Below are 25,175 nucleotides of genomic sequence, written 5' to 3' on the forward strand. Positions count from 1 at the left end.
ATGGGTTAGATTTTTAAATGAGTTAGCCATCTCTCTTCGGTAAGATTTTTACGTGAGTTGACACGGTCATTTCAAGGTTTGAAAAAATGACATACTTACCAAACGGTACAGATGGATAATTCAAAGGATCAAAGAACGAATAAAACTTGCATAAGCGCTGATACTTCGTTACACACAAGCATTAAAATATTTCAAGAAATCATACAAAGAGAAATCATTTTTCACTCCTAATAATTGTTAGAAAGCTTCATCTTTTTTACGCTTATCTCAGGTCGAACCACCTACTATCGACCACACTTTATCAAAGGAGAGAATGATACCATGAAACACAAAACACTCTGGACCATCGCTGGCGCTACATTAGGATTTCTTTCATTTGGAGGACCACTTTTGGCACACGCCATGCAACCTAATTACGCCACCAAACCGCCTTATTATGACGAAGTCACAAAGGTGACAAGTCAACCCAACTACGCTGGAAAGCCACCCTATTATGATGAAGTTATCATTCCACCCAAGGCAGGCTTTCATGAGCGAGTCAGCAGTGGCACCTTGATTTGAAAATTGAAATTTGTTTACTGAGAAACCTTACTCGTTTTTAAGCAGAAATTTTACAATTTTAGTGTTGCAATATTCGCCGTTGAGGTGGGCGGTGTGTAAAAGAGCCTATCTCCAGACCAGGGCACTCTGACCGCAATGCTTCCATCATACCAAGCATACCCAGCCATCCCCCCCCTGGTTCAGGAATGCGTTGCAAATAATAATCTGGATCGATGTTTAAGTTGCGCATTTGTACTAGTTTAACTTTTGTACGTCGCAAAAACTGAATCATCGCTTCCACTTCTTCTTCGCGGTCAGAGATGCCTGGAAATACCAAATAGTTAATAGACGTATAGACACCCTGTTCAGATGCATAACACAACGAAGTGGCAACATCATCCAAACTGTAATTACGCGGCAAATAATAGGCCTGATAATGTTCCGGAATTGCACTAATGATAGAAACTCGCATTAAGTCGAGGCCGGCATCGACAATTTTCTGTATTCCTCTTACGAAACCAGCATTTGTATTTATATTGATATATCCATTGTTTGTTTTTTGTCTTAGCTTGCGAATAGCATTTGCGATATCCATGAATCGCGTAGAAGGTTCACCTTCACAGCCCTGTCCAAAAGAAACAATTGCATCTGGATTTTTCTGAATATGAACAAGCATAACCTGAGCCATTTCTTCGGCTGTAGGGCGAAATTGTAAACGCGTTTGCGGAGCCGGAAAAGGAGAGTCATCCGGTTGCTCAGAAATACACCCTACACATGCGGCATTGCAAACCATGGAAGCAGGTACGGCTCCCTCAGATTTGGATAAAAATGTATTGCGCGCCGTCATACATCCATATTCGAGGGCACAGTGAGACAAATGCTGAAACAATCGATTTTCCGGATATTGTACAAGAGTATCTTCAACCAGTTGATGCAACTCTTTTTCATTTATAGTCGCAGGATTCCATTCAGTTGGATCATCTGTTGGATGGGCAGCTACATAGAACTGTCCATCCATCCACCCTACTGCTGTATAACCAAAAAGAGGGAGAGTAACTTGTTCATTTTTTCTTTTGCTATAGCCAGGTAGCAGTAACCGAGTATAACCTTGTGGCAAAAGTGCCCCTACCGCAAAGACATCGTTCGGTAGACGCAACATCTCGTCCGTCTTTGGATGACGTCCAACCGCATAAGTGCCGGGTAGCCAGGATAACTCCGCACCTTCCGGCAAGGGAATCCATTCTTCCGATTCAATTGTCGTTATCCAATCCGCTGTACGTCCAACAGCAAGAAACTCTGGATGCTCCATCACTTCTCCATGACTATTTGCATAGAGAAGCTTGGGTAATTTCGTAGACATGATTTTCTGTGCCTCACAGTTCTTAACCAATCTTGTTTCGCGTAAATGCGCAACTAATGTCAACTGTTTTCTGGTTATTCACAAAATAACCCACTTCTTCATTCCATCATTATAAACTCATATATTCATCCTACCCAAATGATTGATGAAAATACAGCATCCAAATCTTAAGAACTCACAGGTGCAACAGTAGAAGTGGCTGGCGTTGAATGGGAGGTTTGCCCACCAGATTGAGATTGCGGCTGTTCTTGGTCATTGTTCTTCACTGCAGGTGCTCTCTTTTCCCGTTGTAACGATAGGGAATCCAAAAAGTCATCATTCGTCTTATAATGCCTGAATTTACGCAAGAACATTTCTGTGAAATCTTGATTATCTCCCATAGACTTACGAATAGCCCATACTTTTTCAAGCTCAGTTTTCGGTATGAGCATTTCTTCACGACGAGTTCCGGAGCGACGAATGTCAAAGGCAGGAAACACACGTTTTTCTGCTAATTTCCTATCCAGATGGAGTTCCAAATTTCCTGTGCCTTTAAATTCTTCATAAATGACATCGTCCATACGCGATCCCGTTTCCACCAAAGCTGTGGCAAGAATAGTCAAACTTCCTCCTTCTTCCACATTTCGGGCTGCGCCAAAAAAACGTTTGGGTCGATGGAAGGCTGCTGGATCTATTCCACCAGATAATGTTCGACCACTGGGAGGTACGACAAGATTGTAAGCTCGTGCCAAGCGAGTAATACTGTCCAACAAAATGACAACATCCTGTTTATGCTCGACCAATCGAATAGCTCTTTCAAGAACCAATTCTGCTACTTTAATATGATTTTCCGGAACCTCGTCAAACGTAGATGCTACGACTTCACCTTTCACGGAACGCTGCATATCGGTAACTTCTTCAGGCCGTTCATCAATGAGCAAGACAAACAAATGTGCATTTGGATAATTTGTAGAGATGCTATGGGCAATTTCTTTAAGAAGCAGTGTTTTACCAGCTTTGGGAGGTGCAACAATTAGACCGCGTTGGCCGAATCCAACAGGAGCAAACAAGTCAATGACTCTCGTTGCAATATGGTCAGGAGTAGTTTCCAATTGTATCCGAGTTTTGGGGAAAAGGGGCGTCAGCGCAGCAAAATGAAGTCTTTCAGCAGCTTGTTCAGGACTGAAGCCATTGACAGCCTCCACGTGAAGTAATCCAAAATAACGTTCACTCTCTTTGGGGGCACGCACTTTACCTGAAACCAAATCTCCTGTGCGCAGGTCAAAACGCCGAATTTGTGACGCTGCTACGTATATGTCTTCTGATGAAGGCAAATAACCAATAGGCCTTAAGAAACCATAACCATCCTGCATTATTTCAAGAACGCCTTCAGCAAACATCAGTCCATCTTTTTCCGCTTGCGCTTTGAGAATCGCAAAAATCAATTCTCGTTTTTTCATATTTCCATAATAAGGAATTTGAAACTCCTTAGCAAACTTATACAGTTCAGTAAGTTTCTTTTCTTCCAGTTCTCTTATATCCAAGCCATTCCCTCACATTCTTTCAAGGGGGTAACCCCTTATCCATCCAATTATAGCTTGCTTCATTCATTCTTCCTTGCTTCAAATCTCATTTACTTTCACAATGGTTGAAAGCTTGGTTATCTGATGCTATTCTTACTTCCGCAAAGAAATGATTTCTTTATTCAATGATGAATGGTAGGGAAAATCGGCTTCCTGCTTAAATCGTGCACAGCATCAATAAACCTTACAGTGCCTGTACGCGCCCGCATGACAACCGAATGAGTACTTGCCCGATCTCGTGTTAAAAATCGTACACCCCGCAACAACTCACCATCCGTCACTCCGGAAGCGGCAAAAATCGCATCATCTCCACTGACTAAATCATCTAACATCAAAGTCTTCCGAACATCGTGGACACCCATTTTATGACAGCGTTCTTCCTGCTCTTTATTTTCCGGCATCAGACGTCCCATAAAATCTCCACCCAGACATTTCAGGGCCGCAGCAGCTAAAACACCTTCAGGTGCACCACCCATTCCAAGTAACATATCCACACCTGTACCTTCAAAAGCTGTATTGAGTGCAGCTGCTACGTCTCCATCCTGGATAAGCTTGATTCTTGCGCCTGCATCTCGCACTTCTTCTATCAATTTTTCGTGTCGAGGACGATCCATAATTACTACGACTACATCAGAAATATCTTTATTGGTTGCTTTTGCGACGGCGTTCAAATTCTCTTTGACCGAAGCATCCAAATGCACTTTTCCTCTAGCTCTGGGTCCAACTGCAATTTTGTCCATGTACATATCAGGAGCGTGTAAAAGAGTTCCTTTTGGAGCTACAGCAACCACAGCCATAGCGTTCCATTGTCCTTTAGCGACAATATTGGTACCTTCCAAAGGATCAACCGCTACATCTAATTCCGGCGGTGTGCCCGTACCCAGACGTTCACCAATGTAAAGCATAGGAGCTTCATCCATTTCGCCTTCACCAATTACAACTGTTCCATCCATCTGAATAGTATCAAACATGGCACGCATAGCATTGGTAGCTGCCGCATCTGCCTCATTTTTCCGACCGCGCCCCATCCATCGCGCGCATTCAAGCGCAGCCATTTCTGTAACCCGAACAATCTCCAGCGCGAGTTCTCTCTCCATAGAATTCATGCACCTCTTCATACGCACGACGCACTGTTTACGTTTCCAATGTTGGAAAGAAGCAATGGAAACAGCATACGCACCTTTAAAAAACAGCCGCAATGCCAAAATGTATTTTCATTGATTTTTGGAGCCATACATGGAAGGAAGGCAATCAGAAAAAGAAAATGACCCAGAGAGCAGAATATTGTAGAGGGAGCAGTTTCACCGTCACTGCATCACACGTACCTATAGTATAGTGACTTCCCCTGGGTCGTGTCAAAAGGAATATTCGAAAAGAAATCCATAAAATAAATTTCTTTTTAGTTTGATTTATATTTTCAAAATTTATTGTCGGCGAATTGTATATATTTATTCTTCCGCCATAATTTCCGGTCGACGATTGGGCACCCATACAGTAGCGATTAAACTCAATATGACAACCCACAGCATAATCAGATAGACCGAGTGCAACCCATACACCAGCGCGTGACGAAAGAAGTCTGCTATATGACTGGGAAGCCGCACTGCTGTAGCCGGATTGAGCAAAGCGTTCAGGGCGCTATTGGCATACTTTCCTCCGAGTGTCGGATGCAACTTTGTATATAATAGAATTTTTTGATTAAACCAGGAACCAAACACTGCAATGCCAACAGTCTGACCCAACGTTCGAACAAATTGATTTGAAGCTGTGGCTGATCCGCGCATGGACCAACCTACAGAAGACTGCACAACTACGGTATAAGCAGTGGTAGCAAATCCAAAACCAAACCCCATGATCAGCATAATCGCAATCAAAACCCATTGCGGAGTTGCCAGTGAAGCTGTTGCCAGCCAAATACCTCCTGCCAAAAGTGCCAGTACGCCAATGCCAGAAGTTTTTTTAGGACCAAGAGAGATAAGCAATCTTCCACCTAATGTCGCGCCAATGGGCCAGCCAATCGACATCGGTGTCAATGTCAAACCGGCGTTGGTTGCACTGTGACCAAGTAAGCCTTGTATCCAAAATGGCAGATAACTAGTCAACCCAATCAAGACAGCGCTAATAAAAAAACTAGCAATATTCGAGACTAGAATCGTGCGATGGCTAAACAGTTTGAGAGGAACCATGGGTTCACTGCTGCGCCATTCCAGGAATACAAAAAGCGCCAGCCATATCGCTGAAAAAATAAACAGACCCACAATGACCATTGACGACCAAGCAAAGGTTTGCCCCCCTGCCAATAATGAGTAAAGAAATGCCGTAATTGCCATACTGAAAACCACAGCACCAAGGAAATCAATCTTTCGCTTTTTACGTTCAAACGGTTCATGCAAAAACAAAATGAGCAGAACAATGGAAATGACGCCTATTGGAAGATTGATATAAAAAATCCATCGCCAACTCAAAACGTCGACAAAAAAACCTCCCACAAGCGGTCCCAGGACTCCAGCAATCCCCCATATTGCACTAAAAAGTCCTTGCATTTTGGCCCGCTGTTCGTATGGATAAAGATCTCCGACAATCGTGAGAGTGATAGGCAGTACCGCGCCTGCGCCTATGCCTTGGAACGCTCGAAAAATAATGAGTTGGGTCATGGTGTGCGAAGCACCAGAGAGCATAGACCCAACCATAAAGAGCAACGTGCCAATGGTAAACATCCATTTGCGGCCCCACAAATCAGACAGTTTACCCCAAATGGGTGTAGTCACTGCGGAAGTCAGTAGATAGACTGCAAATACCCAACTGATGAGACGAATACCGCCCAAATCACTGATAATAGTGGGCATAGCCGTACTTACCACTGTACTGTCCATCGCAGTCAAAAAAGTTGCAACCATCACGGCTGCCGTTACACTGGGACGATTGGTTGAAAGATGTTTGTCATTTTTCATAGCGTCAGTATACGGTTGATAATGCAAGAAAACAATGTTATTCTACCCATTTTTTCTTTTGTAATGATTTCCCATACATAGCAAATCAGAAAACATTCAGTCTTTCTCTCATTTAGAAAATAAAGCGAGCAGAGGACATACGACGAACAAGCTCTTCCATCACCGCATCCTCTGTTGCTTCATCTGCTGCTTCGTAAGTAACAGAAAATCTCACAAAGTGACCGTGATCGTCCCATGGAACTGTGGAAATAGAGTATTCCTTAATGAGAAATTCTGAAAAAGCAGCTGCATTTTCAAACGTTCTTCCGTCTTCTAACCCTTTTGGTGCCTGAACGTACAAGAAAAATGAACCTTTCGGCTTCTTGGCGGGAAATCCAAGTGACTGTAAAACTTTGACCAATTTATCATGTCGACGTGAGTATTTCGCCGCTGTAGCTTCTGTCCATTCTGGATGTTTCAACGCTTGAGCAGATGCTACCTGAATGGCGCGAAATTGTCCGGAATCCTGGTTATCTTTCACAGTAGCAAAAGCTTTGACAATTTGTTCGTTGCCGGCCACAAAACCGAGGCGCCAACCTGTCATGTTAAATGCTTTGGACATGGAGTGCACTTCTACGCCCACATCAATTGCACCCGGAACACTCAAGAATGAGAGCGGTTGTTGCCCGTCAAACGTAAGCGCACCGTAGGCATTGTCGTGCACGACCACCAATTCATTTTCACGCGCAAACGATACGACTCGTTCAAAAAATTCTCTGGACGCAACAGCTCCGGTAGGATTGTTTGGATAGTTTAAATAGAGCATTTTTGCTTTTTTTCTAACGTCGAGTGGCACACTTTCCAGATTGGGCAAAAAATCATTTTCCGGGCCAATCGGCATATTGTAACTTCCTCCGCCAAGCCATGTCGCAATTGTAGCCATGACTGGATAACCAGGAACTGTTTGCAGCACCACATCGCCAGGATTGATAAACGCCATAGGAAGCATTGCAAGCGCAGGCTTCGAACCGATACTGTGGTTGATTTGAGTGTGGGGATTCAATCCGGTCACACCGTACACACGTTGTAAATAGTCTGCAGCTGCCTCTTTATATTGTTCAATTCCGTTGTCAGCATAAAAGCGGTTCGCCGGATTTTGCGCCGCCTCATAAAGCGCCTGTATAATTTCACGATGCGCTGGTTCATCCGGTTCACCTACACCCATGTCAATCATCGCTCGCTCCGGATGCGCCTCCAGAGCTGCCGCCTTCGCTCTCTTGATGCGCTCAAACTTGTAAATCACCGTGTCTTTCCCAAAATTTTTGCCACCTATTCGATCTGCAAATAAATTTTGCAAGTAACTATCACTCACATTATCAACCTCCATCATATTTTACTGACTGTACTCCACTCTATCAAAAATCTTTCTATTTCTCCCTCTGTCAAAGGGTGATAAGCCATTTTTTGCAGTACTTCAAAAGAACAGAGAACAGCCTTAGCACCTGCCGCCACAGCATGGATAACGTGGCGTGGATGCCGAACACTGCTGGCCAATACGCGTGCATGAAGTTGTTGTTTCTGGAAAAGTTCTGTAATACTGCCTAACAAACGAACCCCGTCCATTCCTATATCCTCCATACGACCGAGCAATACAGAGACATAGGTCGCACCAGCTCGGGCAGCAAGCAACGCTTGTGCTTCACTGTAAACCAGCGTAACTTCTGTTTCCACACCCAGCTGGCAAAAACGCTCAACAGCTTTAAGTCCTTCTAACGACATAGGGAGCTTGACCAATAATTGTGGAATTTGTTCACTCAGCGGTAACATCTCTTCCAAAATACTTTCTGCATCCAGATGAGTGGTAGAAACAACCCATTTCCCAACGAATTGTCCAGACAACGATTGCCATAGGTCAGTCGCCCGCATACCCATTTGCTGAAGTTTGACAGGATTGAGCGAGAGCGCGGAAAGAACACCCCACGACGCGGCTGTCCTCACTTCCCACTCGTTGACTGAATCAAGCCAAAATTCCACGAATTCGCCCTCCTACCGCAGGCAATCAAGCTTTCACCGATGGTAAAAAATAGCCATCCATTCATCAGAGATTAACGCATGGCAATACCAAGTATTTGCCTCGCCTCGTCTGGCGTTGCCAAGGGACGCTCCAACTCCGCAGCAATGCGCGCCATACGCTCTACCAATTGTGCATTGCTCTCCGCCAACTCGCCTTTGCGATAATAAATGTTATCTTCAAAACCAACTCGTACATGTCCACCAAGAACTATGGCTAACGCCCCCAATGACAATTGATGGCGTCCCATACCTGCTACGCTCCAACTCGCTCCTGCCGGCAACAATTCAGTCAAGAACAGGAGGTTTTTGGCACTTGCAGGTAGAGCACCCGGTACACCCAGCACAAAATCAAAATGAAAAGGAGGCGTAACTAAGCCCGCTTTCGCTAGCTGCATAGCATTTTGAATCATTCCAGCATCAAAAATTTCAAATTCTGGGCGAACATTGTACATCTGCAATTCTTGAGCAAAACGAATCAGATCTGCTGGAGCATTCATAAACACTTGCTGCCCAAAATTAACCGTTCCACAGGTCAGTGTTGCCATTTCTGGCCGAAGTGAAACCGGCTGTAAACGTTCATCAGCTGTCATACCTACAGCGCCACCGGTAGAAACTTGAATAATCACATCAGTCTTGGCTCGAATCGCTTCTATGGCTTCAGCAAATTTCTCTCTGCTCTGCGTAGGCGTTCCGTCTTCATTGCGAACATGTAAATGCACAATACTCGCTCCAGCATCCCGACACGCGGCGGCCGCTGTGGCAATTTCCTCAGCAGTAATCGGTAAATGAGGTTGATCTTCCCGCGTAACTTCCGCTCCAACCATAGCTGCCGTTATGATTAATGGTTGCAACCAAAACCCTCCTACCATTCGACTTCAATCCATGGATAAAAAAACGCCCTCTCCTCTATGTTTTCTTCACATAAAGGAGAAAGAGCGTCGCTAGAATAGCGGGGTGATGCTGGTGTGACTACTTTACCCCGCATTGCCTTGGCGCCGCCATTATGAACGATTTCTTTGCTTGTCAAGCGGCACGACACAAGTTCCTGTAGCGTAAGTCACGATTTGCGGCGGTGAAAGCGGCCGCGCTGCCGACGGACAAAGTGAATCGATATTTGCTTCAATCACTTTTAGCGCCGTAAACTCCATCTTACGGGAGGTCTTGCCTATCTTTGTAATACGACCGCGCGCCTCAATATAATCACCCGCATAAACAGGCGCCCGAAACTCCACGCAATCGTATGCGACAAACAACCCTTCGTCCCCATCATGGCGTATTAAAAGTTCAGTAGCCACATCCCCAAAGAGCGCCAACATCCGTGCACCATCAACAAGTCGGCCCCCATAATGGGCATCGTGCTCGCCCATTCGCAAGCGAATGACACTTTCCCAGGTATTCTCTTCCAAGTGAGTCACCCCCGCAATTGGGCGTTTACTGCATGCCGCAATTCATCAATGTCAAACGGTTTGGTGAAATGTGACAATGCTCCCATTTCCATCGCTTCTTGAATCAAATCAAGTTCTCCGTAAGCTGTCATCATAATGACCTTTGTTTGTCGATCTCGTTTACGCAAGTTACGTAGGATTTCCAAGCCGTCCATTCCCGGTATTTTCATATCAAGAAGTACCAAGTCAGGATTCTCTTCCTCAACAATATCCAGTGCCGTAGTCCCATTGTGAGCCAAAAATGTCTGATATCCTTCTCGTTCCAAAACCTCTTGGAGCAATACGCGAATCCCAAATTGATCGTCCACTACCAATACTTTATGTGACAAAGAGGACCCTCTCCTCAGCGCTCCTCCCCGTACGCCAACGCTGCTCCTATAAAATCACGGAATAGCGGTTGGGCACGGTTGGGCCGCGATGTAAATTCTGGATGAAATTGAACTCCTACAAACCAACGATGACTCGGTATCTCGATAATTTCGACTAATCGTCCGTCCGGAGATGTTCCTGCCACGACCAGTCCCGCCTTTTCCAATATCTCGCGGTAGGCGTTGTTAAATTCGTAGCGATGACGATGCCGTTCACTGGCCCATTCTCCACCATACGCGCGGTAGGAATGCGTATCAGCGACCAATTTGCAAGGATAGGCGCCTAGGCGCATGGTTCCGCCCTTCTCCTCAACTTCTTTCTGCTCCGGAAGCAAATCAATGACAGGATAAGGTGTAGAGGGCTGAATTTCGCTGCTGTGCGCAGCTTCCAGTCCGGCTGCATGACGCGCAAACTCAATTACAGCTATCTGCATACCCAAGCATATCCCGAAATAAGGTATATTCCGTTCACGCGCAAATTGAGCTGCGACAATTTTTCCTTCGATACCGCGGTCGCCAAATCCTCCTGGTACCAATATACCGTCTACGTCACCCAGCAGTTGCTCAACATTCTCTTCCGTCACATCTTCAGATTGAACCCAGACCACCTGCACCTGGGCGTCATGAGCGTATCCACCATGCTGAAGTGCTGCCTGTACACTCGCATATGCGTCAGGCAAAGCTACATATTTTCCTACCACAGCAATTTTCACAAGTCGATGAAGATTAGAGATTTTTTCCACCATCTGTTGCCATTCACTCATGTCGGGTTCAGGAGCTTCAATCCCAAAGTGACGAAGAACAATGCTGTCAAGGCCCTCTTGCTGCATCAGTAAGGGAACTTCATAAAGATTTTCCGCATCGCGATTTTCAATGACCGATTCTTCATCCGTATCGCAGAATAGAGCGATTTTCTTTTTGACATCGAGTGACAACGGCACTTCTGTTCGGCAGACAATGACGTTTGGCGTGATGCCAATGGAACGCAGTTCTGCAACACTGTGCTGAGTTGGCTTCGTCTTCACTTCACTGGCCATTCGCAAATAGGGGATTAGCGTGACATGCAGGTATAGGGTATTTTGTCTTCCAACTTCTCTCTTCATTTCCCTAATCGCTTCTAGAAATGGGAGCGATTCAATATCCCCCACAGTTCCGCCAATTTCGGTGATAACAATATCCGTTCCCGGTGTAGCAGCTTTCATAATACGTTCTTTTATCTCATTCGTAACATGCGGAATCACTTGCACTGTGCCACCCAAGTAATCACCCCGACGCTCTTTGGTGATTACAGACCAGTAAATTTTTCCGCTTGTTACGTTATTGGCATGAGTCAAGTTGATATCAATAAATCGTTCATAATGTCCCAGGTCAAGATCGGTTTCTGCCCCATCTTCGGTGACAAATACTTCTCCATGTTGATAGGGAGACATGGTACCAGGGTCAACATTAATATAGGGGTCAAATTTTTGTATAGTTACGGACAAACCTCGATTTTTCAGCAATCTACCCAGCGATGCTGCTGTTATTCCTTTGCCCAGGCCAGAAACCACGCCGCCTGTAACAAAGATAAATTTCGTTTCCATGCTATATCCTCCCAAAGATTGTCCATCCTGTTTACACATGAGCACCTGACACCAAAAAGTGTGCGTCCTGGTTCTTTGCTCCACCAGAACGCACCTTGTTTGCCGCGCATTCTAACGAATATGCCTTTCGTTTAGGGCGATCTCGTTAGGCAACATGAAGAATCAGTCTTCCTCATCCTCTTCGTCTTCATCGTCTTCGAGAAGAGGTTCTTCTTCAAATGGCTCTTCTACTTCATCCTCAACTTCTTCTGTATCATCGAGATCATCATCCGGCAAAACTTCGTCCTCACCATCTTCTACGACAGTGTCAAACAAATCGCCATCTTCTTCAACTTCTTCAAGTACTTCTTCCTCATCTTCGTAAACATCTTCTTCGTCTTCATCGCTAAAGGCATCGCCGCTGCGACGAACAAATTTCTTGTTGCCGCTGCTACCGCCAACTTTATCCACAGGATACCAACGAATCAGACCCCAAATATTTTGGCCGATGCAAGTAAAGCGACCATCAATATTGATTTCTGTGTAAAGACGCGCAATGACCTCATTGACTTCTTCATCCGTCATACCGCGCAATTCTTGAATTTGACGCATGATTTCACGGAAATACAGAGGTTCCTTGCGCTCTTTGAGAATTTCGTATGCCAACTCCACGAGCGGCATTTGCTGGATTTCCTCTTTCCCCTTGCTCAGCAGCGTCGCCAACGCTCGTTCCCTCCTCAAGGGCAAAGGGCATAGCCGCGCCATTTAACCAGCGCGGGCTGCCCGTCTCCATCTACACTTCAAATGTGTGGATTATAACATAATCGCCAATAGGTTTACAGAGCCAATCTAGGAAAATGCTCTTGAATCATCTCTGCAGCTTGGTAAGGATCGCGAACATTAGATTGCAACAATTCTCTCCACTTTTGCGAAGAAAACACCTGATACTGTAAATAGTTGCGAAATTTGAGCTGTAACAAGCGTTCTACGTCCACTTCCAACCGTCGACAACGACGCTTTTCGCCAAAACCGCTAGAAGCTAAATGTTGGCGATGACCAACGAGCGTCTGCCAAAGCTCTTCGATTCCTTGCTCGGCAACCGCTTGAGTACGCAGTACAGGAGGCTGCCAATTTTCACGAAATTGCCTTTTCTCATGCAACATCCATTGAATTTCTCGAATCAAAGTGTCGCTTCCCGGCAAATCGTCTTTGTTGACCACAAAGATATCGGCAATTTCCATAATTCCTGCTTTAGCCGCCTGAATATGGTCACCCGTGCCAGGTGTCAAGACCAACACAACAGAATCAGCGCGAGTTAACACGTCCAATTCTGATTGACCTACTCCCACGGTCTCTAAAAAAATCACGTCACAGCCAAAGGCATCCAGAACATGAACCATATCGCCCGTAGCTGCAGACAGTCCACCTAAATCTCCGCGTGTGCCTACACTGCGAATAAATACACCTGAATCTTCGCTATGTCGGATCATACGAATACGATCGCCGAGCAACGCCCCGCCACTGAATGGACTAGACGGATCAACCGCCAACACACCGACTTTCAATGAACGTTGGCGCAAAAATCCTATCATAGCATCTACGAGTGTGCTTTTTCCTGCTCCCGGCGGACCTGTAAACCCAATAATATGAGCGCGTCCCGTCATGGGATAGAGACTTTCCAGCAACTGCCGACGATTTTCATCATCAGACTCGACCACAGTCAGTGCGCGAGCTGCTGCGCGGATGTCGCCCTGACAAAGTTTTTCCACGAGGGGATGCACGCTCATTCTCCTTTCTAAGGGTGACGATGGATAACAACATCTGTCAGTGCTGACTGTTTAAAACATGACGAGCAATAACCAATCGTTGAATTTCGTTTGTGCCTTCATAAATCTGAGTAATTTTAGCATCCCGCATCATGCGTTCTACTGGATATTCACGAATAAATCCATAACCACCAAAAATTTGCACAGCCTCTGTGGTCACTTCCATGGCTACATCGGAAGCAAACACTTTACTCATTGCAGACGCCTGTCCATAGGGCAACCCTTCTGATTCCAGCCATGCTGCTTGATAGGTTAGCAAACGCGCTGCTTCAATTTTGGTGGCCATATCTGCTAGCTTAAACTGAATCGCCTGCAAATTGGCAATTGGAGCGCCAAACTGCTCACGGGATTGCGCATAGTCGCGCGCTGCTTCAAACGCTCCTTGGGCAATGCCAACCGCTTGCGCAGCAATTCCGTTTCTCCCACCATCCAGTGTCATCATGGCGATTTTAAAGCCAAATCCTTCTTCACCAAGACGATTGGCCAGCGGGACGCGACAATCTTCAAAGATCAGCTCGACCGTTGTTGAACCGCGAATACCCATCTTCTTCTCATGTTTGCCAATGCGAAATCCAGGTGTCCCCTTTTCGACAATAAAGGCAGTCACACCACGTGTTTTTTGAGCGCGATCGGTCGAAGCAAAGACAACGTAAGTCTCCGCAGCGTCACCGTTTGTGATAAATACTTTGTTGCCATTCAAGATATAGCTATCCCCATCGCGAACCGCTGTAGTACGCATTCCACCAGCGTCCGATCCGCTCCCCGGTTCCGTCAGACCATACGCCCCGAGCTTTTCACCTAACGCCATAGGTTTCAAATATTTCTGTTTCTGCTCTTCTGTCCCAAACCGATATATCGGATAACCGGCCAATGATGTGTGTGCTGAAAGCACAACCCCTGCAGAGGCATCCACACGTGATAATTCTTCTACAGCAATCACGTAGCCGAGATAATCCATGCCTGCGCCGCCGTATTCTTCTGGCCAAGGAATTCCTGTAATCCCCAACTGAGCCATCTTATCAAAGATTGTTCGGTCAAAATACTCCTTCTCGTCCCGTTCTGCCACCCCTGGCTTAACCTCATTCTCAGCAAATTCACGAACTAACTGGCGAAGCTGTTCATGTTCCTTGTCCAAAGTAAATTTCATAAGTATCTTTCATCCTCTCTGTTATCTTGTGCAAACACATGTCGGGCAGAAGGCTTTAGAACCCGATGAAGAAACCTTTACGCGGGATTCTCTTGATTTAAATATGACGGGCTATGACAATGCGTTGAATTTGGTTCGTTCCTTCATAAATCTGTGTGACTTTGGCATCGCGCATCAGCCGCTCAACATGATAGTCCGCTATATATCCGTACCCTCCAAACAATTGGACTGCATCCGTCGTGATTTGCATGGCGGCGTCTGAAGCGAATACTTTTGCCATGGAGGCCTCTTTCGCACATGGCAAATTGCGCATTTTACGATTGGCCGCATTGTAAATCAGCCAATGCGATGCCTCAATTTTGGTCGCCATATCTGCCAACATAAACTGTACGGCTTGAAAGTCAAAAAGCGACTGGTTAAACTGCTTGCGACCGCGGACGTACTGATTCGCTGCATCAAACGCTGCCCGTGCTATGCCCTGAGCTTGGGCGGCAATCCCAATTCGACCTGTATCGAGCAAGCGCATGGCAATACTAAAGCCTGCGCCTTCTTCTCCCAGACGATTGGCGACAGGTACACGAGCATCCTCAAATAGCAATTCTACAGTAGAAGAGCCATGTAACCCCATTTTCCGCTCTTTGCGGCCTATGCGAAAACCCGGAGTATCTTTCTCTACCAAAAATGCTGTGATACCACGACTTCCTTTTTCTGGCCTGGTCACCGCAAAAACACAGTAGACATCCGCCTCGCCGCCATTGGTAATAAACATTTTGCTGCCATTCAGCACATACGAATCCCCATCACGCACGGCACGTGTACGAATGGAAGATGCGTCCGATCCGGCTCCAGGTTCCGTCAGGGCAAAGGCGCCAATCCATTCCCCCTGTGCCAATTTGGGAATATACTTTTGTTTTTGTTCTTCTGTGCCAAAGTATAGAATCGGAAATGTACCCACTGAAGTATGAACAGCGAGTATGACGCCAATAGCTGCACACGCGTAAGAAATCTCTTCAATAGCCAAAATATAAGAGACAAAATCAGCGCCTACCCCACCCCATTCTTCTGGAATAGGCAGACCCATCATTCCGAGATTGCCCATCTGTCGTATGATTTCTCTTGGAAATTCGTCTTTTTCGTCAATCTCGGCCGCTTTGGGCAGAATGACCTCTCGGGCAAAATCGCGCACCATTTTACGAATTTCTTGTTGTTCAGATGTGAATTCGAAATTCATGACCCATCGACACCTTTATCCAGGTTTCTTCGTATCTTCCCGAATTTCATGATTTATTTTAAAGATGCATAACTAATTTATTCTCCACGAAATTCCGGTTTACGGCGTTCGAGAAAAGCCTGCATACCCTCTTTGCGATCATTTGTTGAGAAAGCAAGAGCAAAAAAGGCTGCTTCCTGAGCGGTACCTCGTTCGAGATCGGTCTCTGCCCCTTCATAAACCGCTCTCTTGATAAAATGGAGAGCTTTAGCAGGCAACTTGGCAAACTTGTTGGCAAGCTTAATGCCCTCTTCCATCAATTCTTCTTCTTTGACCACAGCCGTAACGAGTCCATAAGCCAATGCCGTTTGAGCATCAATTGGTTCACCGGTCAAAAGCATATGCAAGGCTCGTCCCTGACCTATGATTCGTGGTAACCGTTGACTTCCACCAAATCCAGGCAATACACCAATACTCACTTCCGGCTGCCCCAATTTAGCACCTTCTGCCGCAATACGAATATCGCAAGCCAGGGCCACCTCCAGTCCACCACCTAAAGCGTAACCTTGAATGAGCGCAATGGTAGGTTGAGGAAGTGCCTCAAGTTTGGCAAACACCTTTTGACCAAGACGTGAAAATTCAGCAGCTTGGAGGCTATCTATATCAACCATCTCGGCAATATCTGCGCCAGCCGCAAAAGCTCTGCCTTCTCCACAAAGAATGACGGAACGCACATCTTTTTGTTTCTCCAGTTGAGTTAAATGAGCGTCCAATTGACGGATAACTTCTTGATTGAGAGCATTCAACTGCTTCGGACGCTGCAAGATTAATTTTGCTGTCGTACCTTCAACCACAAGCTTTACGTACTCTTCAGACATTCACATTTCCCTCACTTGTCAATTGTATATTTTCAGTGCTTACAAGAGCTTTAATTGTTATACACGTAAAAACCACGACCTGATTTTTTCCCAAGCCACCCTGCTTTCACATACTTGCGCAACAAGGGACAAGGGCGATATTTGGAATCACGAAAACCTTCATAGAGCACTTCCATAATTGCCAAACACGTGTCAAGTCCTATAAAATCAGCTAAGGTAAGCGGTCCCATCGGATGATTCATGCCAAGTTTCATCACTTCGTCTATCGCTTCCGGTGTAGCCACTCCTTCATAGACACAGTAAATCGCTTCGTTAATCATAGGCAATAGAACACGGTTGGAGACAAAACCCGGGAAATCGTTGACCTCCACTGCCGTTTTACCCATTTTCTCTGCCAATTCATGCACTGCTGTATAAACCGCATCACTCGTGGCTAAACCGCGAATAACTTCCACCAATTTCATCACAGGTACTGGATTCATAAAATGCATACCAATGACTTGTTCAGGACGACGAGTGACAGCAGCAATCTCTGTTATTGGCAAAGAGGATGTATTGGAAGCTAAGATAGCGTCACCCTTCATCAACTCATCCAATTTGCGAAATATCCCCAATTTGATATCCATATTTTCTGTGGCTGCTTCAATCGCTATATCTGCGTCAGAACCTGCATCAAGCTGGCAACTCGTTTCAATCCGTCCCAACACAGCAGCCATTTCTTCCTGTCCCATGCGCCCTTTATCTACTGCGCGTTGCAAATTCTTACGTATGACAGCCAAACCACGTTGGATAAATTCGTCTTGAATATCATTCAAAACAACTTGAAGTCCCGCCTCTGCAGCTACCTGTGCAATACCACTCCCCATTTGACCTGCACCTATAACCATCACTTTACGTATCTCTGCCATTAGTCGATAACACTCCCCATTGTCTCAAATGATGAACTTGAACTTTCTTACATCTTCTTTGTAACTCAGGCAAGCTTAATTTCGCGGCACTTCCACCAATACTGCATCCCCCTGTGCCGCCCCACTGCAAATTGCCGCTATGCCGAGACCACCGCCACGACGACGCAGCTCATAGATTAAAGTCATCAATATACGCGCTCCACTTGCTCCAATAGGATGTCCAAAAGCGATGGCTCCGCCATTCACATTGACTTTTTCAGTATCCCAAGCCAGTTTGTTGCCCGTAGCTAAAGCAACCGCAGCAAACGCTTCGTTGACCTCAAATAAATCAATGTCTTTTAGGCGATAACCCGTTTTATCCAAAAGTCGAGATATCGCGAGCGCTGGAGTCAGGGCAATATATTTTGCTTCAAGTGCTGCTTCTGCATATCCATGGATGAACGCCAGAGGTTTATGACCTAGTAACGCGGCTCGTTCTTCAGACATGAGCACAAGCGCTCCCGCTCCATCGTTCACTCCCGGTGCGTTTCCTGCCGTGATCGAACCATTTTCCTGAAACACCGGGGGTAAAGCTGCCAGTTTTTCAAGCGACGTATCACTTCGCGGACATTCGTCAGCCTCCACCAGCAAGTCTCCTTTGCGTGTGGGCACTGATACGGGAACTATCTCATCCCGCAACCTTCCTTCTCTTGCTGCGGCTATTGCTTTCTCGTGGCTCAACAGGGCAAACCGATCTTGTTCTTCACGTGTAATACCCAGCTCTGCCGCCACATCACTGCCATGAACCGCCATATGAACTTGATGAAAAGCGCATGTTAATCCATCATGAACCATCAAATCGACAAGAGGTACATCGCCCATTTTATTGCCGCCTCGCGCCGCAGGTAACGCGTAGGGAGCATTGGACATACTCTCCATTCCTCCCGCCACAGCTACCTCAATATCACCCGCGCGAATCAGCGCGTCTGCTAACGTGACTGCTCGCAAACCGGACGCACAAACTTTATTAATGGTTAAGCTTGGCACTTCCCACGGCAATCCAGCCAGTCTCGCAGCCTGTCGAGCAGGAATTTGTCCAGCACCGCCCTGTAGTACCATTCCCATAATAACCGAATCCACCTGACCGGCCGGTAGATTCGCTCTTTCAAGTGCGGAGCGAATGGCTATACCACCTAACTCAACCGCTTTCATATTGGACAAAGCACCTTGAAATTTGCCAAACGGTGTGCGTGCCGCGCTGACAATCACCGATTTTCTCATCTCGTCCGCCTCCTGTTAGACTGATGATGGTTTTCAGCAAGCAAAATTCCCGCTCTTTTCACTTTCTGTCATTATGATAGCCGAGATAGCGACAAGAACCAAAGGGAAAGCCTGGTCATTTTCAAATGGACACAACATGATTTGCAAACTTCTGCAGACAATCGGGAAGCTGCCCAAGAATCGTTGGACAGCTCCGATAGTTGCTTATTCATTTCAAAATTCCCATGAAAATATACTCCATGCGTAACAGAGAAGCTGAGAGTTTTGGATAAACCCACTTTTATGCCCCTCATCCCTTATTCCTCAAGCAATGGACTGTGCGAGCAGTTCGATGACATCAAACGTTTCCAATCTTTCCTCTGCCCCATTCGCTTTTGTACCATCAATCAGCATGGTCATGCAATATGGACAGGCTGTGCCAACCACTTCAGCCCCAGTATCCAGAGCCTGTTTAGCCCGCATTACATTGATACGGGAAGCACCGCCCTCTTCTTTAAACATACCACCGCCGCCAGCGCCACAGCACATGCTCTTGTTCCGACTACGCTCCATTTCTACAAGCTCCAGCCCCGGAATAGCTTCCAGGATAAAACGAGGCGCATCATAGATGTCATTATATCGACCCAAATAGCAGGAATCATGATAGGTAATTCTCTTTTCGATCCGGTGGGTTGGCTTCAGTTTTCCTTCTTGAATCAATTTTGCCGCAAATTGCGTACTATGATAGACTTCCGCCTCAAACCCAAAATCAGGGTATTCGTTTTTGAAAGTATTAAACGCATGCGGATCGGTCGTAATAATTTTTTTCACGCCGTATGTTTGGAAAATTTCAATGTTGCGCTGCACAAACTCCTGATATAAAAACTCGTTGCCTAAACGGCGTGCAGAATCGCCATCACTTTCTTCTTCTGTACCGAGAATCGCAAAATCGACGCCTGCCGCCAGAAGAATACGCGCAAACGCTTGGGCAATTTTCTGATTGCGCTGATCATAAGAAGCGGCTGTACCGACAAAAAACAGATACTCGGCCTTCCCTTCCACTTCCTCCATGGTTTTGACAGGCAAGTCTCCGACCCAAGCCGCACGTTCACGTTTACTAATACCCCATTCATTGGACTGTCTCTCCAAATTACTAAAAACCTTGGTAACTTCCGGCGATGTTTTTCCTTCTGTCAACACCAAATACCTACGCAGATCGATAATGTCTTGAACATGTTCGTTCGCTACCGGACAGGCTTCTTCACAAGCACGGCAAGTTGTGCAAGCCCAAACTTCCTCGTCAGTAAATACTCCTTCAAAAACCGGATGTGTACTGAGAGTTTCTGCTCCAGCCGCTTTTTGTTGCAATAACTGAGGACCTTCAGCAACAATAGCCTCTTTCATCTTCAAAATCAGATGCTTAGGAGAGAGCGGTTTTCCTGACAAGGTTGCTGGACAATTGATGTGACAACGCCCACACTCCGTACAGGCATAGCCGTCTAATAACTGTTTCCAGGTAAATTGCTGTATTTGTCCTACACCAAATTCCTCAATAGACTCGTCTTCCAAATCGAGCTTGCGAAGCTTGCCAGCAGGCTCGTACTTCTTGAAGTACCAGTTAAAGAGTGCGCCAATCATATGCATATGTTTCGAACGAGGAATAAAATAGAGAAATGTGGAGATTGCAAGAATATGCAGCCAAAAACAAATTTCGCTAATTGCCAGCAACCCACTCTTTGAAAGAGGCGCCAACCAACGCGCGATCAGCGAAACACCCGGCGAATACCATCCACCGTAACTTCCCGCCAAGGCCATATCCGCACCTGTGGCAATAAAGTAAGTGACAACAATTGTCCCAATCAAAAAGAGAATAAAGCCGCCTTCGAAAGTCTGCTCCACGCGCATGGGACGCAACACATAGCGGCGAATAGCCGCCACAATGATGGCCACCAGCACAAACCAAGAGAACATCTCCTCAATAAACAGATAGACAGGAGAAGTTGCCCAAGGCAGATGAAAACGAAGGATGTGATAAACAATAAAATCGAGATCGCCAAATACTAGAAATAGAAAGCCCCAAAAGATAAAAAAATGTCCTAACCCGGACGGTTCGGCTAAAACCTTCCGTTGTCCCAACACATTGACTACGAAGCTTTTCAATCTTTGCCCCGGTTTGTCAAAACGTGTGGGGTCAGGCGCTGCCAATTTCAAATACAAGTAACGTTGTCTGACAGCTGTGCCAAACAGGTAAAGCGCTGTCCCAAAAACGAGGACAAACACAATTCCCTGAATGATATACCACATAGGCGCCCCTCCTCCGTGCGTTCATGACTAGTATAAACGTGCGCGGTCACATTTTGTATAGCAGCCGGCACGAACATCGCTAGCACATATTATACCTACCGACTGGTTGGTATGTATAGCGCATTCTCTGATTTTTTGCCGATCCGGTTACAAAAAGAATTTCGTCTTAACAGAAAGTCCAAGGTTTGTCATGTTCTGCTCCATTCACTCATAAGAATTGGACAATTGAATCCGGTGATGGAGCTCACCGTGAACTGCCGGAATGAACTGGCTAATGGCCCCTACTGTTCTCTTTTCGTTGACAGACAGTAGGGGTACTTTTTTGGTTTTGAGGTGAATCATGTCTTCCACATTGCAGCTGTTTTTGGTCTCGCTCATCACAAGTATAGACAACGCCTTATTGGCTGGAATTCTATTACCTACCGGATTTATGCCGCAAGAACGGCGCAACGCTCTGATTCAAACTGGAATTTTACTTAGTTTATGGCAAATTGCAATGGTCAGCAGTATTGATTATTTGCTACAGGCGGTTGTATTCCGCTTTTTGGCGATTCTCTTGTTGAGTTGGATGAGCATCCAGACCTTGAGCCGCATTTCTGCCCGCCGACCATGGTATAGCATTCCTACAACGCTAAAAATCTTCAGTTTTACGGCAATCGGAAATCTGGATAATATCTTATGGCTTGGCATGATGACAAAAGGAAATCGCATAGGATTGCTTTTTACAACCGCTATCACATTACCTATCTTTTTTCTGGTTGCCTATTTCCTTTCTCAACAGGCGGAAAAACAGCAGTGGATACTCCCTCTGGGTGCTGGCATGATGGCCTGGGCAGCTGCAGCGCTATGCATGGAAACACCCGTTATCCATGCATGGATTTTGTCACTTGATGATGCCCCGCAAACAACCTTGCAAAGCCTGATGACGGCAGCCATTTTATCTATTGGATTGGGATTGCGCTTCTTTTTTCAAAAACGACAGAACGCCCCATAACCTGGATGGTTCAAAATAGATGGTAGATGCCTAATCCCAAATAGAGCGAGGAAACGGCAATGGAAATCGCTATTCTCATCCACCTGTTGAAAAATATTGTGGAATGTTCAGAATGAGTTGCTGATGGTTTTCTGCTCGATTGGAACATCCTAGAGCCCGAGACTAAAAATAACGCTAATAAAAAGCCTGCTATCACAGCCCAACTGATAAACTCATGCAAAAATCCAAGACTGAGCCCAATGGATAGATTTTCGAGTGAAAAGGCAAGTGCCAGCATCATTTTTTCATGAATCAGAACGGATACCTTTTCATCATGGATGTCTTGTATGAAATTGCGATCAATCTCTATTAAAATCCACAAACCCATGCTTATGAGTATGACTGAACCCAGCCAAGTAAAATGGAAAAAATTTTCTTCTGTAATGATTTTTTCAGCCGTCGATCCTCCCAAAAGGCAAAACCATAGCGAAATCACGGCTAACTTGTTTCGCCATCCCAACCATCTAGATTTTTGAGGATGACCTGCCACAAAATCCTCTTGCTCCAGCGTGGTTAAACCAGCACCCAAAAAACCTACAGAGGCACTCACACCTACCATTCCGAGCAACATGTGCAGACACCTTCCTATGTCTCCACAGCGTATGTTCAAGACATACTGAGTCGAAATAGACAAGGGTCCACGGCACTTGCCTGAAATTGTTGGGAGGGCAGGATTTAGGAAAGTAAATAGAGATGATAATCAACGTTCGTCAGGATACGAAAAACATTTATCGTCGTTAAAGTGGAAAATAACAGCGCCCCTGCCATCAATCCAAAGACCGCGTCAGGATAACCAAACCAGCGACTGAACAGAAAACCGATTAGCGCGTCTAAAGCAATGGACCATAGCAAGGGACGAATCACACCGTCAGGCCGAGATAGAGAAAACATTAAAATTGCATTCATTAAAGCGATTGACAGCAAGGTATAGCCAATCAGCGCAAAGAGAAATACTTTTATGGTATAGCCTGTAAAGATGGGCTCATGCAATGAATGCACAATATATTCAGCCAACACAAAGCGAAAGACTACATAATCTGTACACGCGCTTATCAGCGAAACTCCGAGCATGAGCAACAGACTGCGCAAATATTTGCGCCTGATGATGTTGCTCAATTCCTCAGCCATCGAAAGAGTGTATTGTTGTTGACTTTCAATTGCCTCGACAATTAAACGATAGACACTTACTTCCATCAATCCCATCGGAACAACAAGCATAATGAGCGCAAAGTCAAGAGCTACTTCGTAATCTCCCCGAAACCAAATTGCCAGCGGAAGCAGCGATTGCCCCGTTGCTGTCCAAGCCATTAATCTATCCATAAATAGCAGTAAATAATATAAAAATCCATAGAGAAAATAAGGTGCTACAGAATAGACTGTCACCGTCGTCTTCGGTAGAGAAGGATTAATCCCCCGCTCCCCGCGAGCAACGGCACGACGAAAAAAATAGGTGACAAGTAGAGCCCCTATTATCGAAATAGCTACAATGGCCAATAACTGGGAAATTAATATATTTAGACGAAAATAATGAAACCCAATATAGACAAACCCTATCCCTAATATCAACAGGCCGGAAAAAACCAGTTCTTGTTGAAGTAGATACAGGGAGGTTACAGCCATCCAAATAGCGTTTAAAGCCATGTAAAAGGAAATTGTAATGACAAACATGTGCCACGGAAGTATGGGAAACAGTACATTGAACAGGGCTAAAGCAACACTGACTGCTAACGAAAAAAACAGGCTAGCTCGAACAATACGCAGCGATATGATGCCTGCCATTCGATAGTAACCCTGAAGAAGATAGAAAAAGCCCCGACGAGAAATTGTCTGCATAAAGCCGCCTGCTGTCAAGAAACTCAGTACCGTGCCTATTGCAATAGCGGTTGCCGTCTTGACAGACGCTTGTTCATAAGACCACAGAGAAAAGCGAAAAAATAGCATGGAAGCAATGCCAATCAACATAGGCAAGGCAAAAAAAGTTCCTCGTATAAAACGCTTGATAACGCTTATCCAGCGTTTCACATAAGACGTCTGCTGGCGATAGCTGTTAGCTGCAGTGGCAATATTGCGATGCGTCATGGGCCAGAGAATACGGGCAAGCTGAAAAACATCATGTAAGCCCAGTTCTTGCTCAACCCTTTTATCTGTCCATCCAAAAGACTCTAATATGGCTGCAATTTCCCATTCATTTTCTGGTTGAATGTGCCGTTCCAGTACTTCCAACAGCAATTTTTCATATAAATCGAACGAAGGATTGATCTTATCTGGAGGAAAGCTCATGTCTTATCCAGCTCATCAATAACCATATTTAAAATCAATTCCACCAGTTTCCCTTCCCGATCCGCTTCTTCGACTATCTCTTTGGTAATCGTTTCACCTCGAGCAATGATACGTTTCCCAAAACGTGTAAACAGATCACTCCCCGCCTTTTTACCGACGATATAACGCATTTTCAGATTTTCATGCTGTTCTACTACTTCACTCGGCAGAAACGTAGTTTTGGGCATGGAAGCAGGCAGGGAAAACTTTTCTTCTTGTGTTTTTTCGACGGTGTTTGCCGAAGCAGAAGATACTGTCGTGGAAGTTTGAAGGCTAGAGTCAAATGCCTCTTTGACTGGCTGCAACGTAACCCTCATTTCCTGAATCTGTTGTTCCTTCGGCATCTCCATTGAAAAGGGATATGCAAATGTGATATGCGGCCTACGTTCACTCTCTTCTGTCCAAAATTTGAGATAGGATTCAATTTCTGACCATAAACTCTCCATAATATTCTCTCGCTTTCACAGTACG

Annotated in this window: 23 protein-coding genes and 1 riboswitch; of the genes, 2 read left to right on the plus strand and 21 right to left on the minus strand. The window is 45.5% G+C overall.

Annotation, left to right across the window (positions count from 1 at the left end; all coding sequences use genetic code 11):
* Positions 1-321 precede the first annotated feature (321 nt).
* A complete protein-coding gene (locus BUA75_RS12470; RefSeq protein ID WP_072874932.1) occupies positions 322-561 on the plus strand; it encodes a hypothetical protein in 240 nt (79 codons plus the stop codon).
* A 58-nt stretch (positions 562-619) separates the two neighbouring features.
* Here BUA75_RS12470 and BUA75_RS12475 read toward each other — a convergent pair whose 3' ends face one another.
* The 18 genes from BUA75_RS12475 to BUA75_RS12560 all read right to left on the minus strand — a co-directional run bounded on the left by BUA75_RS12475 (position 620) and on the right by BUA75_RS12560 (position 21,352).
* Positions 620-1,900 carry a radical SAM family protein gene (locus BUA75_RS12475; RefSeq protein WP_072874933.1) on the minus strand — a complete coding sequence of 427 codons (1,281 nt, stop codon included), beginning with the start codon at positions 1,898-1,900 and terminating at the stop codon, positions 620-622.
* A gap of 167 nt (positions 1,901-2,067) precedes the next feature.
* On the minus strand, positions 2,068-3,423 hold the full coding sequence (gene rho / locus BUA75_RS12480) for a transcription termination factor Rho (protein ID WP_072874934.1): 1,356 nt from the start codon (positions 3,421-3,423) through the stop codon (positions 2,068-2,070).
* Between the two features lie 161 nt (positions 3,424-3,584).
* Entirely contained in the window at positions 3,585-4,559 is a 975-nt protein-coding gene (gene glpX, locus BUA75_RS12485; protein WP_072874935.1) for a class II fructose-bisphosphatase, read from the minus strand.
* A 351-nt stretch (positions 4,560-4,910) separates the two neighbouring features.
* Positions 4,911-6,440, minus strand: a complete 1,530-nt coding sequence (locus BUA75_RS12490; protein ID WP_242650324.1) for an MDR family MFS transporter — start codon at positions 6,438-6,440, stop codon at positions 4,911-4,913.
* A gap of 85 nt (positions 6,441-6,525) precedes the next feature.
* On the minus strand, positions 6,526-7,779 hold the full coding sequence (locus BUA75_RS12495; RefSeq protein ID WP_072874978.1) for an LL-diaminopimelate aminotransferase: 1,254 nt from the start codon (positions 7,777-7,779) through the stop codon (positions 6,526-6,528).
* Positions 7,779-8,426, minus strand: coding sequence for a transaldolase family protein (locus BUA75_RS12500; protein WP_072874936.1), 648 nt, complete (start codon positions 8,424-8,426; stop codon positions 7,779-7,781). Before BUA75_RS12500 ends, BUA75_RS12495 begins: the two co-directional genes overlap by 1 nt.
* 71 nt (positions 8,427-8,497) lie before the next feature.
* A complete protein-coding gene (kce, locus tag BUA75_RS12505) occupies positions 8,498-9,316 on the minus strand; it encodes a 3-keto-5-aminohexanoate cleavage enzyme (RefSeq protein WP_072874937.1) in 819 nt (272 codons plus the stop codon).
* Positions 9,317-9,466: 150 nt separating this feature from the next.
* Positions 9,467-9,871 carry a 3-aminobutyryl-CoA ammonia lyase gene (kal, locus tag BUA75_RS12510; protein WP_242650325.1) on the minus strand — a complete coding sequence of 135 codons (405 nt, stop codon included), beginning with the start codon at positions 9,869-9,871 and terminating at the stop codon, positions 9,467-9,469.
* A gap of 5 nt (positions 9,872-9,876) precedes the next feature.
* On the minus strand, positions 9,877-10,239 hold the full coding sequence (locus BUA75_RS12515; RefSeq protein WP_072874938.1) for a response regulator: 363 nt from the start codon (positions 10,237-10,239) through the stop codon (positions 9,877-9,879).
* 14 nt (positions 10,240-10,253) lie between these two features.
* Positions 10,254-11,861 (minus strand): CTP synthase, encoded by a 1,608-nt coding sequence (gene pyrG / locus BUA75_RS12520; protein WP_072874939.1) that lies wholly within the window; start codon positions 11,859-11,861, stop codon positions 10,254-10,256.
* 162 nt (positions 11,862-12,023) lie between these two features.
* On the minus strand, positions 12,024-12,563 hold the full coding sequence (rpoE, locus tag BUA75_RS12525; RefSeq protein WP_072874940.1) for a DNA-directed RNA polymerase subunit delta: 540 nt from the start codon (positions 12,561-12,563) through the stop codon (positions 12,024-12,026).
* A gap of 113 nt (positions 12,564-12,676) precedes the next feature.
* On the minus strand, positions 12,677-13,627 hold the full coding sequence (gene meaB, locus BUA75_RS12530) for a methylmalonyl Co-A mutase-associated GTPase MeaB (protein ID WP_242650326.1): 951 nt from the start codon (positions 13,625-13,627) through the stop codon (positions 12,677-12,679).
* A gap of 37 nt (positions 13,628-13,664) precedes the next feature.
* The gene (locus tag BUA75_RS12535) at positions 13,665-14,813 is read right to left on the minus strand and encodes an acyl-CoA dehydrogenase (RefSeq protein ID WP_072874942.1); all 1,149 of its coding nucleotides are present in this window, start codon (positions 14,811-14,813) and stop codon (positions 13,665-13,667) included.
* A gap of 97 nt (positions 14,814-14,910) precedes the next feature.
* Positions 14,911-16,044: an acyl-CoA dehydrogenase gene (locus tag BUA75_RS12540; RefSeq protein ID WP_072874943.1), complete on the minus strand. Its 1,134-nt coding sequence runs from the start codon at positions 16,042-16,044 to the stop codon at positions 14,911-14,913.
* Positions 16,045-16,121: 77 nt separating this feature from the next.
* The gene (locus tag BUA75_RS12545) at positions 16,122-16,901 is read right to left on the minus strand and encodes an enoyl-CoA hydratase/isomerase family protein (RefSeq protein WP_072874944.1); all 780 of its coding nucleotides are present in this window, start codon (positions 16,899-16,901) and stop codon (positions 16,122-16,124) included.
* Between the two features lie 50 nt (positions 16,902-16,951).
* Positions 16,952-17,809 carry a 3-hydroxybutyryl-CoA dehydrogenase gene (locus tag BUA75_RS12550; protein ID WP_072874945.1) on the minus strand — a complete coding sequence of 286 codons (858 nt, stop codon included), beginning with the start codon at positions 17,807-17,809 and terminating at the stop codon, positions 16,952-16,954.
* A gap of 75 nt (positions 17,810-17,884) precedes the next feature.
* Positions 17,885-19,069, minus strand: a complete 1,185-nt coding sequence (locus tag BUA75_RS12555; protein ID WP_072874946.1) for an acetyl-CoA C-acetyltransferase — start codon at positions 19,067-19,069, stop codon at positions 17,885-17,887.
* A gap of 303 nt (positions 19,070-19,372) precedes the next feature.
* On the minus strand, positions 19,373-21,352 hold the full coding sequence (locus tag BUA75_RS12560; protein WP_072874947.1) for a heterodisulfide reductase-related iron-sulfur binding cluster: 1,980 nt from the start codon (positions 21,350-21,352) through the stop codon (positions 19,373-19,375).
* Positions 21,353-21,576: 224 nt separating this feature from the next.
* A riboswitch (Fluoride riboswitch) is annotated at positions 21,577-21,643 on the plus strand.
* Positions 21,644-21,692: 49 nt separating this feature from the next.
* On the opposite strand from BUA75_RS12560, the gene BUA75_RS12565 reads away from it, so the two are divergent.
* On the plus strand, positions 21,693-22,346 hold the full coding sequence (locus BUA75_RS12565; protein ID WP_072874948.1) for a hypothetical protein: 654 nt from the start codon (positions 21,693-21,695) through the stop codon (positions 22,344-22,346).
* Positions 22,347-22,356: 10 nt separating this feature from the next.
* Here BUA75_RS12565 and BUA75_RS12570 read toward each other — a convergent pair whose 3' ends face one another.
* The 3 genes from BUA75_RS12570 to BUA75_RS12580 all read right to left on the minus strand — a co-directional run bounded on the left by BUA75_RS12570 (position 22,357) and on the right by BUA75_RS12580 (position 25,150).
* Positions 22,357-22,956 (minus strand): MntP/YtaF family protein, encoded by a 600-nt coding sequence (locus BUA75_RS12570; protein WP_072874949.1) that lies wholly within the window; start codon positions 22,954-22,956, stop codon positions 22,357-22,359.
* Positions 22,957-23,060: 104 nt separating this feature from the next.
* Entirely contained in the window at positions 23,061-24,665 is a 1,605-nt protein-coding gene (locus BUA75_RS12575; protein WP_072874950.1) for a hypothetical protein, read from the minus strand.
* Positions 24,662-25,150: a hypothetical protein gene (locus tag BUA75_RS12580; protein WP_072874951.1), complete on the minus strand. Its 489-nt coding sequence runs from the start codon at positions 25,148-25,150 to the stop codon at positions 24,662-24,664. Before BUA75_RS12580 ends, BUA75_RS12575 begins: the two co-directional genes overlap by 4 nt.
* Positions 25,151-25,175 lie beyond the last annotated feature (25 nt).

Source organism: Alicyclobacillus tolerans, assembly GCF_900142255.1.
Classification (GTDB): Bacteria; Bacillota; Bacilli; order Alicyclobacillales; family Alicyclobacillaceae; genus Alicyclobacillus_I; species Alicyclobacillus_I tolerans.